The sequence below is a fragment of the Haematobacter genomosp. 1 genome (assembly GCF_002196855.1).
Lineage (GTDB): Bacteria > Pseudomonadota > Alphaproteobacteria > Rhodobacterales > Rhodobacteraceae > Haematobacter.
On the sequence record NZ_NIPW01000010.1, the window covers coordinates 377,152 to 387,887 of the forward strand.

Consider the following 10,736-nt stretch of genomic DNA (forward strand, 5'->3'; position numbering starts at 1 on the left):
AAAAGCCCCGCGCCGATCGGCGAGGCAACCTCATGACAGACAGCATACTTCTTTCACCGCTGCTGCCCTGGCCGCTGATCTGGGCTTTGGGGGTGGCGCTTGTCCTGTTGGTCGGGCTGTCCTTCTGGCGCGGCTCCTCCGGCTGGTGGCTCAGGGCGCTGGCGGGGGTCGCGCTGTTGCTCGCGCTTGCCAATCCCTCGCTGCAGCGGGAGACGCGCGACCCGCTGAGCGACATCGTTCTGCTTGTGGTGGATGACAGTTCCAGCAACCGTATCGCAGATCGCCCCGCCCAGGTGGATGAGGCCGTCCGCGCCCTGAGCGACCGGCTCGGCGGGCTGCGGAACGTGGAGCTTCGCACCGTTCACGTCCCCGATGGGGAGGGCAACACCGGTTCCCGCGTGATGACCGCGCTTTCCGACGCGCTCGCCAACGAGCCGCGGGACAGGGTGGCGGGGGCGATCCTTGTCACGGACGGTCAGGTGCATGACATGGAACTCGCGCCCGATCTGCCCGCGCCCTTGCAGGTGCTGCTGACGGGGCGGAGCCACGACTGGGACCGCAGGCTCATCATCAGGAACGCTCCACCTTTCGCCATTCTGGGCGAGGAAGTGCGCCTGACGCTCCGCATCGAGGATCAGGGGGAGGTTCCGCCGGAACTCCGCGATCAGGCGCAGCTTACGCTGGCCATCGACGGCGGGGAGCCGACTGTCGTGACCGTTCCCGTGGGCGAGGATCTGGAGCTGCCGGTACGGCTGCCCCATGGCGGGATGAACGTTCTGCAATTCGACGTCGCCGCTGCGCCGGGCGAGCTGACCGACAGGAACAATTCCGCCGTCGTGCAGATCAATGGCGTCCGCGACCGGCTCCGCGTGCTGCTCGTCTCCGGCGAGCCTCATGCGGGAGAAAGGACGTGGCGCAACCTGCTGAAATCCGACGCGTCGGTCGATCTTGTGCACTTCACCATCCTGCGCCCGCCAGAGAAGCAGGACGGCGTTCCGGTCTCTGAACTCTCGCTCATCGCCTTTCCCACCCGGGAGCTTTTCATCGACAAGATCGAGGAATTCGACCTCATCATCTTCGATCGCTACCGGCTGCGCGGCATCCTGCCCGCCGCCTATCTGGAGAATGTGCGCAATTACGTGGAGCAGGGAGGCGCGGTGCTGGTCGCGGGCGGGCCGGAGAGCGCCTCTGCCGACAGCCTCTACCGCTCACCGCTGGCAGCGGCGCTACCTGCCACCCCCTCGGGGCGGGTGATCCAGCAGCCGTTCCGCCCGGAGATCACCGATGTCGGCCACCGGCATCCGGTGACGGAGGGGTTGGAGAAGTTCTCGCCTCCCGGAGAGGATGGGGAGCCGGGCTGGGGCCGCTGGTTCCGGCTGATGGAACTTCTGCCGCGCAGCGGTGAGGTGGTGATGTCGGGCGCAGAGGACAAGCCGCTCCTCATTCTCGACCGTGTCGGAAAGGGGCGCGTCGCGCTGCTGGCTTCTGATCAGGCGTGGCTTTGGGGGCGTGGGTACGAAGGCGGCGGGCCGCAGCTCGAACTGCTCCGCCGTCTCGCGCACTGGACGATGAAGGAGCCGGAGCTGGAGGAGGAGGCGCTGATCGCCACCGCAGATGGTCAGTCCATCACCATCACACGCCGGTCCCTGAAGGACGATCCGCGTCAGGTGACGATCACCGCCGCGGATGGCACCACCACTGTCGTGCCGCTGGAGGAGACGGAGCCGGGGCGGTTCACCGCTACCTATGCCGCGCCTTCGGTCGGGCTGTATCGACTGACCGACGGGGAGCTTGAGACGGTGGTCGCGCTCGGCCCCTCCGCCCCCAAGGAGTTCGAGCAGACCATTGCCACGGGGGACAGGCTCGCGCCGCTGGTCGCAGCAACCCGTGGCGGCATATTCCCGGTCGAGGATGGTATCCCCGCGATCCGCGAGGTTGCCGAAGGGCGTCTTGCCGCCGGTCGTGGCTGGCTCGGCATCACGCCGCGTCAGGCCTATGTGACCACCGATGTGCAGGTTGCAGCCCTACTGCCGCCCTGGGCTTTCCTGCTCGCCGCCGGGCTGCTTGCGGTCGCGGCATGGCTGCGTGAAGGGCGCCGTTAGCGCCGCCCGCTTCGGGCTGCGAGCAAAGCCAGCGGTGTGGCCAGCAACAGGGCCGCCACTGGCAGAGGCACCTCTGCGGGAGCCTCCGCAAGGACATAGGTGCCTCGCGGAAGGCAGCTCTTGCAGGCAAAGGCGGCACCGGTATCCGCTTCGCCGGAATACCAGTAGCCGCCCTCGAACAGCAAAGCAGGAGCCGGGAGGGGAACTTCCGCACTGGCAAGATATCCGTGAAGCACGCCATCCGCATTGAGGGACAGCCCAAACATCGGCAGGCTGTAAGTCTGCATGTCCGGGTAGAGATAGGAGAGGCCGGGCAGCGAGATTTCCGCATCCGTTACGGCGCCGGTAGCGGCAATCTCCATCCAACCTTGCCAGGTGCGGCCTGTCGGGATCCCGCTAAACGGCACTTCGTTGAGCGTCAGCCGGTATGTCGCCGCTTCTGCAGCCGGGGCCGCAAGCCAGAGCGCGAGGATGAGAGCCGCCCCGTTGCGCCACGGTTTTCCTCGCGGACCGTGCCTGTGGCTCCCGGTCCTTGCATAGGACTTCCGCGGGCTGATGGACGCCACCACGGGCGTATATGGGATGAACATGCGATGACCCTTCATGAAGAGGCCTAACGCCGTCTAACTTTTGCCCGAGACCCGCATCTGTCAAGCGGCTTGAAAGCAGTGCCAAGGTCTCCTTCGACGATAGGGAACTCCGCTTAACAGGCTGCCGGGAAAAGTCTGTGTTGGAGCCGAAATCGTGCGCGATATGAGGTAATCCAGCCGAACATCTTCACGTTCTGACCATTCCAGGACCGATTTCGCGCTTCCATAGCATGGCCGTTCGACCTGTCCCGCTGCCTCTCAAAGGGACCGAATAGAAGTCGGAAATCGGCGGCGGAGGGAAGTGGTTCGCGCCCCTCTTTCGGTACAAAAAACCCCCGGAGTTGCCTCCGGGGGGATCATTTGCGTGATACCTGCGCGGCTTGATTCAGCTCTTGGCGAGGTTCCGCAGCACGTAGTGCAGCACACCGCCGTTCTTGAGGTATTCGATCTCCACCTCGGTATCGACGCGGGCCTTGAGCGTGATGTTCTTCACCGAGCCATCCGGCGAGGTGATGGTGCAGGGCACGAGCGAGAGCGGCTTGAAGTCGCCCGCAAGGCCATGGATCTCCACCGTTTCATCGCCTTTGAGGCCGAGATTCTTGCGGTTCTGGCCCTCGGTGAACTCGAACGGGATGACGCCCATGCCGACGAGGTTCGACCTGTGGATCCGCTCGAAGCTCTCCGCGATCACCGCCTTCACGCCGAGCAGGTTGGTGCCCTTGGCCGCCCAGTCGCGCGAGGAGCCGGCACCGTATTCCACACCGCCGAAGATGACGAGCGGAATGCCCTCCGCCTTGTACTCCATCGCCGCGTCGAAGATGGAGGTCTGCTCTCCGTCAGGGCCCTTGGTATAGCCGCCCTCGACCCCGTCCAGCATCTCGTTCTTGATGCGGATGTTGGCGAAGGTGCCGCGCATCATGACCTCATGGTTCCCGCGGCGCGAGCCGTAGGAGTTGAAGTCCTTCTGGGCGACCTGCCGTTCCACCAGATACTTCCCGGCCGGAGTCGTCGGCTTGAACGACCCTGCGGGGGAGATGTGGTCGGTCGTGATCATGTCACCGAGCACGGCGAGGATGCGTGCACCCTCGATATCCGTGATGACGCCCGGCTCCCTCGCCATACCCTGGAAGTAGGGCGGATGCTGGATATAGGTGGAGGTCGGCGGCCAGTCGTAGGTTTCGGAGTCGGTCGTCTCCACCGCCTGCCACTTCTCGTCGCCCTTGAACACGTCGGCGTATTTGGATTGGAACGCCTGCCGGGTCACCGTCGCCTCGACCAGTTCGGCGATCTCCTCATTGGTGGGCCAGATGTCCTTCAGATAGACATTCTTGCCATCCGGCGTCTGGGCGATCGGGTCCTTGGTCAGGTTGATATTGACGTCGCCCGCGATGGCATAGGCGACGACCAGCGGCGGAGAGGCAAGGTAGTTCGCCCGCACGTCCGGCGAGATCCGGCCCTCGAAGTTCCGGTTGCCCGAGAGCACGGCGGTCGCGACCAGATCGTTCTCACTGATCGCCTTGGAGATCGCCGGATCGCCCAGCGGGCCAGAGTTGCCGATGCAGGTCGTGCAGCCGAAGCCGACAAGGTTGAAGCCGATCGCGTCCAGATCTTCCTGAAGATTGGCAGCGTTCAGATATTCGGCAACCACCTGCGATCCGGGGGCCAGAGAGGTCTTCACCCAGGGCTTCCGCGTCAGGCCGAGCGCCCGCGCCTTCCGCGCGACGAGACCGGCGCCGATCATCACGTAGGGGTTCGACGTGTTGGTGCAGGAGGTGATGGCCGCGATCACCACGGAGCCGTCGCGAATGGTGTAATCCGCGCCTTCGACCGCCGCAGTCTTGCGCACATCTTGCCCGGTGGAGATGACACCGCCACCTTCTTCCGCCATTTCATCGGCGGCGACGGACATGTCGATGCCACGGTATTCGCTGACCGTCTTGTAGAAGGCACGGGCGGCGAGGCTCAGCGGCGTGTAGTCCTGCGGGCGTTTCGGGCCGGAGATCGCCGGAACGATTTCCGCCATGTCGAGATGCAGCGTATCGGTATAGACCGGCTCGTAATCCGCGCCGCGCCACATGCCGTTTTCCTTGGCATAGGCTTCGACGAGCGCGATGCGATCCTCGTCCCGTCCGGTGTTGCGCAGGTAACGCAGCGTTTCGTTGTCGATGGGGAAGAAGCCGCAGGTCGCGCCGTATTCGGGGGCCATGTTGGCGATGGTCGCCCGGTCCGCGAGCGGCAGGTGATCCAGGCCCTCGCCGTAGAATTCGACGAACTTGCCGACCACGCCCTTCTTGCGGAGCATCTGCACGACCTTCAGCACGAGGTCGGTCGCGGTGGTGCCCTCAACCATCTTGCCGGTGAGCTTGAAGCCGATGACTTCAGGGATGAGCATGGAAACAGGCTGCCCCAGCATCGCCGCTTCCGCCTCGATCCCGCCAACGCCCCAGCCGAGCACGGCAAGGCCGTTCACCATGGTCGTGTGCGAGTCGGTGCCGACCAGCGTATCGGGGTACGCGACCTCGTTGCCGTCCTGATCGGTATCGGTCCACACGGTCTGCGCGAGGTATTCGAGGTTCACCTGGTGGCAGATGCCGGTGCCGGGCGGAACCACGCGGAAGTTGTTGAACGCCTTCTGGCCCCATTTCAGGAACTGATAGCGTTCGATGTTGCGCTCATATTCCAGATCGACGTTGACCTGGAAGGCGCGGGGGTTGCCGAATTCGTCGATCATCACCGAGTGGTCGATGACGAGATCGACGGGGTTCAGCGGGTTGATCTTCTGCGCATCACCGCCGAGCGCGATGATCCCGTCCCGCATCGCGGCGAGGTCCACCACGGCGGGGACGCCGGTGAAGTCCTGCATCAGCACGCGCGCCGGACGATAGGCGATCTCCCGCGGGTTCTTGCCGCCGAGTTTCGCCCATTCGGCGAAAGCCTTCACATCCTCCACGGAGACGGTGAAGCCGCCATCCTCGAAGCGGAGCATGTTCTCAAGCACCACCTTCAGCGAGGCGGGGAGTTTCGAGAAATCGCCGAGCCCTGCCGCCTCCGCTGCCGGTATGGAGTAGTAGGAATACGTCTTGCCGCCAGCGGTCAGCGTCTTGCGCGTCCCGGCGGTGTCTTTACCGACCATGATGGGCATATTGGCTCCCTTCCGTCTTCAGGGGGTGTCGCTGATGCCGCTATGCCGCAATGGCGCCCTCTGTTCAAGGGGCGGCGAGCGAATGTATACCGTTGTGCACTGCAAACCACCAGAGCGGAAGCAGCATTATCACGGGGGTCTGATCGTTGCCGCGACGGCGTGGACGGGCGAGTGTTGCCTGCGCGCAACGCCGTGAAAAGCCATCGCTTCGCCCTCGCAAAACCTTGATTGGCCTTGCCCCGGTCGCTTCACTACCACCGGGGCAGGGAGAATGGTCGGAGGACAGAAGATGCATCGCCGGATCTGCACCGCTTTCGCCCTCGTCATCGGTCTTGGCGGGCCGGTCGCGGCGCAGGAGACGGGAGGCGGCTGGAGCGGGGCGCCGTCGATGAACTTTCTGGCGCAGGACCATGCCTCCGGCCAGCCCGTTGCACCCCAGCCCGCCGATCCGCTTCCCGGAGCCGCCGAAGCCCCCCGTGTTGCCGTGGTCGAGCTTTTCACTGCGCAGGGTTGCTCCGCCTGTCCGCCTGCCGATGCCTTTCTGGGCGAGCTTGCTGAGCGCAGCGACGTGATCGCACTGGCCCTGCATGTGGACTATTGGGACTATATCGGCTGGGCAGACGGCTTTGCCCGGGCAGAGGCCACGAAGCGGCAGAAGACCTATGCCCGCGTTGCCGGCGCCAAGATGATCTATACGCCGCAGGTCATCGTCGGGGGGCAGGAGCAGCTTATCGGCAATGACTTCGCCGCCATCGGGGAAATCATCCGCGCGCATCTCGCACAGGCATCGACACTCCGCCTCCGCATCCGTGTGGACGGGGATACGGCCATGGTCGAAGCGGTGGCGAGCGATCCCCGTGATGCGGCGGCGGCGGCGTCCATTGCCAGTCTCGACGGGCCGCAGGGCACGCCCGCGCCGGGGGAGATCGTGGTGCAGCTCGTACGCTACAAGCCGGAGGAAACGGTAAGGATCGACGACGGCGAGAATGCCGGACGGACCGTCAGCTACCACAATATCGTCACCGACTGGAAAACGCTCGGACGATGGAACGGCACGGGGACGCTGCGCTTCCGCGTCCATGTCGAAGGAGCAGAGCCCGCAGCGGTGTTGTTCCAGCGTGCGGGGCAAGGCCCCATACTGGCCGCCGCACGGGTGCAGTAGCGCCCGGGGCCAAGTCCGGGCTAGCATTCCGCCAAAGCAGCGGAGACCGCTATGATCCAGAACGACTGCGACATTCCCCCCGGCGGAGAGCCGGAAACCCCGGACCAGCGCAAGATCGAAGACACCGCGGCCCATTATCTTGAGCCGGAGGAGATCGGCCCGCGGGAACGCAACGTCATCCGTCGCCTGCTCAGCCGCCGCACCGTCGCCACGGACATGAACCGAAGATTCGACTCCCGGCGCGACGTTGGCGACCGGCTGGCGGATGGGGTAGCACGGTTCGGCGGATCCTGGACCTTCATCCTGTGCTTCATCGGGTTCCTGACGCTCTGGACCCTGGGAAACATCCTGGCGCGCGGCGAGGCACCCGACCCCTATCCGTTCATCTTTCTCAATCTGATTCTCTCCATGCTTGCCGCGTTTCAGGCGCCCATCATCATGATGAGCCAGAACCGGCAGGCCGAGAAGGATCGGCTGAATGCCAGCCACGACTACGAGGTGAACCTGAAGTCGGAGATCGAGATCATGGCCCTGCACGAAAAGCTCGACCGGATGCGGAACGAAGAGCTTCGCGCCATCGTCGCCAAACAGGAGGAGCAGATCACGCTGCTGGGAGATCTGCTGCGGCAGGCGATCCACAATCTTCCGCAAGACGCGCCGCCGAAGTCATAGGCCGTTCCCATTGCTGCGACAACATGGCACAGCACCCGCATGTTGTGGATCCCCGTTACCGTCTCCGCCGCGCTTCTTCAGACAGTGCGCTTCCTGCTCCAGAAACGGCTGAAGGACACCGGCCTTTCCACAGGCGCCGCCAGCTATGCCCGGTTCCTGTTCGCCGCTCCGTTTGCCGTCGTCTTCGCTTTGCTCGCCTGGGGAAGTTCCGGGCTGGGATGGCCGGACACGCCCGCGATGTTCTGGGTCTTTGCGCTTGGCGGGGGCGTGGGGCAGATCCTTGGCACGCTCGCCACGCTCGCCCTGTTCGGAGAGCGAAATTTCGCGGTCGGCATGGCGTTCACCAAGACGGAGACGTTGCAGGTCGCCCTGTTCTCCGCCGTGGTGCTGGGGGAGGCGGTCTCTCCGCTCGCGCTCGGTGCGATCCTTCTGGGTGTCGCGGGGATCCTGACGCTCTCCCGCAAACCGGGCAGCGCCAGCCTTCTCAGCCGCTCGGCCGCGCTCGGCATCGCGGCCGGGGCAGGGTTCGGGGTATCCGCGATAGGCTACCGGGGCGCAACGCTGGCGTTGGGAGAGGGGAGCGCCTTTCTCCGCGCGGCCTTCACGCTGGCCTGCGTGACCAGCTTTCAGACCCTCGCCATGGGTCTCTGGCTTTCACTCCGGGAGCGGGGGGCCATTCTGCGGGTGGCGCGAGCATGGCGGGTAACCGCGGTGATCGGCCTGTCGGGCATGCTGGCCTCGCTGTGCTGGTTCACCGCATTCGCGCTGCAGAACGCCACTTATGTACGCGCCGTCGGACAGGTGGAGATGGTCTTCACCATCGCCGCCTCATGGATCGTGTTTCGCGAGCGGATCACACCGCGCGAATACCTCGGCATCGCGCTGGTGCTGGGAAGCATCCTGCTTCTGGTGCTCACGCTTCGCTGATCAGCCGATGCGGGAAAAGACGGAGCGCGCCGTGCGGTTGTCGAAGAAAGGCACGCTCGCCGGTCGTCCGCCTTCGCGAACGGCGCGCGAGATCTCGCCCAGAACCACCTCCGTCACGAACGGCAGGTTGAAGGAGCGGGTTTCCGGCAGGGGGATCCACTGAAGGTCCGAAAGCTCGTCGCAGGCGCGGGAGAAATCGTCCAGATCACCCACCAGCTCGGCGGCGTCCACAAGGAAGAACCGCGCATCGAAGCGGCGGGGACGCCCGTCGGGAGTGATGGCACGGAAGACGAAATCCAGCGCCCCCGCGGCAGGCAACAGCCCCGCCGCCGCGAAACCCGCCCAGTCATCGGGGACTTCTCCCGTCCAGGTGCCGGGGCGCCCGAGGGCAAGACCGGTCTCCTCCCACAATTCACGAATTGCCGCACCGGCGAGCGCCGGGATCAGCCGTTCCTCGGAATCATGCGAAAGCCGCGTGGCGACCTGCGGATCGAGCGGCGTGGCAAAGGGCACGTTGCCATCGAAGGGATCGACGGCCCCGCCGGGAAAGACGAATTTCTCCGGCATGAAGGCAGCGGTCTTGCCGCGCTGCCCCATGAGCACGCGGGGCACCGGGCCATCGGCCCGGACAACGATGGTCGTCGCGGCGTCGCGGATGCGGACGGGCAGGGTATCGGCGCTCATTTGCGGCCCCCGAAACCGTGCATCCGCTTGGCCCATTGCAGACCGACCAGCGCCCCCTTGAACCGTGGCAGAAGCCAGAGCGACAGTGCGACGGTGCCGATGGAGAAGGTCGTGATCAGCACAAGCGGGGAAGGCCGCCACGCGTTGAACACCACAAGGATCAGCGGCGCCATGATGTGACCGACGACAAGGATCGTCATATAGGCAGGACCGTCGTCCGCCCGCTGATGGCTCAGATCCTCGCCGCAGGAGGGGCAGGTCTGGCGCACCTTCAGATACCCTTCCATGATGTGCCCTTCGCCACAGGCCGGGCAGCGCCCGCGCCAGCCCCGCAGGACCGCGGGCCAGAACGGGCGTTCGACACCAGAATCGGAAGCCGATTTTGACAGGATGGAAGCAGTGGTTTCGGTCATGACGCGTCTCCTCGCCGCCAAGGTGGCCCATCCCTCGGACAATGGGAAGGGGGGAGAGCGACGGAACCTCGCGTCTCGTCCGTTAGGAGGAGGACAGCCGGAACGATCCGGCGTCCTTCAGACAGGAGCGACCGATGAAACTCAGAACCGCAGGAGCCGCGCTGATCCTTGCCACGCTCGCGCTGCCGGGCCTTGCAGTCGCGCAGGATCGCGCCGCGGAGCAGGGGCCGCGCGGACCGCATGGCATGTTCGACCGGCTTGACACCGATGGCGACGGCCGGGTGACATGGGACGAGGTGCAGGCCGCCCGCGCCGCCGCCGTGGCGGGGCTGGACGCCAATGGCGACGGCTATCTCTCCAAGGAGGAGATCGTGAACTTCCGCCTCGCGCTGGCCAAACAGCGGATCGAACGTCAGGTCGATGGGCTTTTCGACCGCCGCGATGCGAATGGCGATGGCCGGCTCGGCGCCGATGAACTGCTCGCCTCCGGCGGATTCGGGGAGGGGGGCAGCATGCAGATGACGCGCCGCCTGTTCGACCGGATCGACGCCAATGGCGACGGGGTCGTGACGCGGGAGGAGGCGGATGCGGCCCGTGCCCGGATGCAGGAGCGGATGGCGCAGCGCGGCCCGAAGGGCGCGCATCCCTGGGGCAAGGGTGAGGGGCGGCGTCCGATGCCGCAGGCGCCCGCCCATCCGGGACCGGACGCGAACTGAAGATGAGCGGGCTCATGGGGCGGATTTCCGCGCCTTGAGCCTGCCCGCCGCCTCGACTACCCCTTTCGGACATGTCCATGCCGCTCGACGACCTTGCTGACCCCACATTTCCCAAGTAAGGCGCTGATTTCGCTGTCCTGACCATTACATTTCCTATATAAAACATGGTGTTGAAGGCTGCGATGGGCGCGTTTCATGGATCACCCAGAGGGTGCGGGCTTGCAACGGGCAGATCGGGTGGATTTCGACCCTCGCGTGCGGCTGGAATTTCGCGGCACGCAGCTCAGTTCCGACGGCGGCCTTCTGGTGATGCGCGAGCTTGATGACG

9 protein-coding genes are annotated in these 10,736 nt (G+C 65.3%); 5 read left to right on the forward strand and 4 right to left on the reverse strand.

The window, feature by feature from the left end:
• The first annotated feature begins 32 nt into the window (after nt 1-32).
• Entirely contained in the window at nt 33-2,102 is a 2,070-nt protein-coding gene (locus CDV49_RS08105) for a hypothetical protein (protein ID WP_088215013.1), read from the forward strand.
• Here CDV49_RS08105 and CDV49_RS08110 read toward each other — a convergent pair.
• Entirely contained in the window at nt 2,099-2,692 is a 594-nt protein-coding gene (locus CDV49_RS08110) for a hypothetical protein (RefSeq protein ID WP_143413138.1), read from the reverse strand. The genes CDV49_RS08105 and CDV49_RS08110 overlap by 4 nt on opposite strands.
• Before the next feature lie 385 nt (nt 2,693-3,077).
• On the reverse strand, nt 3,078-5,834 hold the full coding sequence (gene acnA, locus CDV49_RS08115; RefSeq protein ID WP_088215015.1) for an aconitate hydratase AcnA: 2,757 nt from the start codon (nt 5,832-5,834) through the stop codon (nt 3,078-3,080).
• A 289-nt stretch (nt 5,835-6,123) separates the two neighbouring features.
• Between acnA and CDV49_RS08120 the strand changes: the two genes are divergently transcribed.
• Genes CDV49_RS08120 through CDV49_RS08130 form a run of 3 tightly spaced genes read left to right on the forward strand, consistent with a single transcriptional unit; the run spans nt 6,124 to nt 8,595 of the window.
• A complete protein-coding gene (locus tag CDV49_RS08120; protein ID WP_256947274.1) occupies nt 6,124-6,996 on the forward strand; it encodes a DUF1223 domain-containing protein in 873 nt (290 codons plus the stop codon).
• Nucleotides 6,997-7,047: 51 nt separating this feature from the next.
• Nucleotides 7,048-7,668: a DUF1003 domain-containing protein gene (locus CDV49_RS08125; RefSeq protein WP_088215016.1), complete on the forward strand. Its 621-nt coding sequence runs from the start codon at nt 7,048-7,050 to the stop codon at nt 7,666-7,668.
• Nucleotides 7,669-7,707: 39 nt separating this feature from the next.
• Nucleotides 7,708-8,595, forward strand: a complete 888-nt coding sequence (locus tag CDV49_RS08130) for a DMT family transporter (RefSeq protein ID WP_088215017.1) — start codon at nt 7,708-7,710, stop codon at nt 8,593-8,595.
• Here the strand turns inward: CDV49_RS08130 and CDV49_RS08135 are convergent, their stop codons facing one another.
• Nucleotides 8,596-9,279, reverse strand: a complete 684-nt coding sequence (locus CDV49_RS08135) for an NUDIX hydrolase (RefSeq protein ID WP_088215018.1) — start codon at nt 9,277-9,279, stop codon at nt 8,596-8,598.
• Nucleotides 9,276-9,692 carry a DUF983 domain-containing protein gene (locus CDV49_RS08140; protein ID WP_088215019.1) on the reverse strand — a complete coding sequence of 139 codons (417 nt, stop codon included), beginning with the start codon at nt 9,690-9,692 and terminating at the stop codon, nt 9,276-9,278. The genes CDV49_RS08135 and CDV49_RS08140 overlap by 4 nt, the downstream gene beginning before the upstream one ends.
• Before the next feature lie 134 nt (nt 9,693-9,826).
• On the opposite strand from CDV49_RS08140, the gene CDV49_RS08145 reads away from it, so the two are divergent.
• Nucleotides 9,827-10,408 (forward strand): EF-hand domain-containing protein, encoded by a 582-nt coding sequence (locus CDV49_RS08145; protein WP_256947275.1) that lies wholly within the window; start codon nt 9,827-9,829, stop codon nt 10,406-10,408.
• Nucleotides 10,409-10,736 lie beyond the last annotated feature (328 nt).

Bases quoted from the DNA above. Each gene is read 5' to 3' on its own strand.
- CDV49_RS08125 (WP_088215016.1), top strand. From the start codon at position 7,048: ATGATCCAGAACGACTGCGACATTCCCCCCGGCGGAGAGCCGGAAACC.
- CDV49_RS08135 (WP_088215018.1), bottom strand. From the start codon at position 9,279: ATGAGCGCCGATACCCTGCCCGTCCGCATCCGCGACGCCGCGACGACC.
- CDV49_RS08120 (WP_256947274.1), top strand. From the start codon at position 6,124: ATGCATCGCCGGATCTGCACCGCTTTCGCCCTCGTCATCGGTCTTGGC.
- CDV49_RS08145 (WP_256947275.1), top strand. From the start codon at position 9,827: ATGAAACTCAGAACCGCAGGAGCCGCGCTGATCCTTGCCACGCTCGCG.
- CDV49_RS08105 (WP_088215013.1), top strand. From the start codon at position 33: ATGACAGACAGCATACTTCTTTCACCGCTGCTGCCCTGGCCGCTGATC.
- CDV49_RS08130 (WP_088215017.1), top strand. From the start codon at position 7,708: ATGTTGTGGATCCCCGTTACCGTCTCCGCCGCGCTTCTTCAGACAGTG.
- CDV49_RS08140 (WP_088215019.1), bottom strand. From the start codon at position 9,692: ATGACCGAAACCACTGCTTCCATCCTGTCAAAATCGGCTTCCGATTCT.
- acnA (WP_088215015.1), bottom strand. From the start codon at position 5,834: ATGCCCATCATGGTCGGTAAAGACACCGCCGGGACGCGCAAGACGCTG.
- CDV49_RS08110 (WP_143413138.1), bottom strand. From the start codon at position 2,692: ATGTTCATCCCATATACGCCCGTGGTGGCGTCCATCAGCCCGCGGAAG.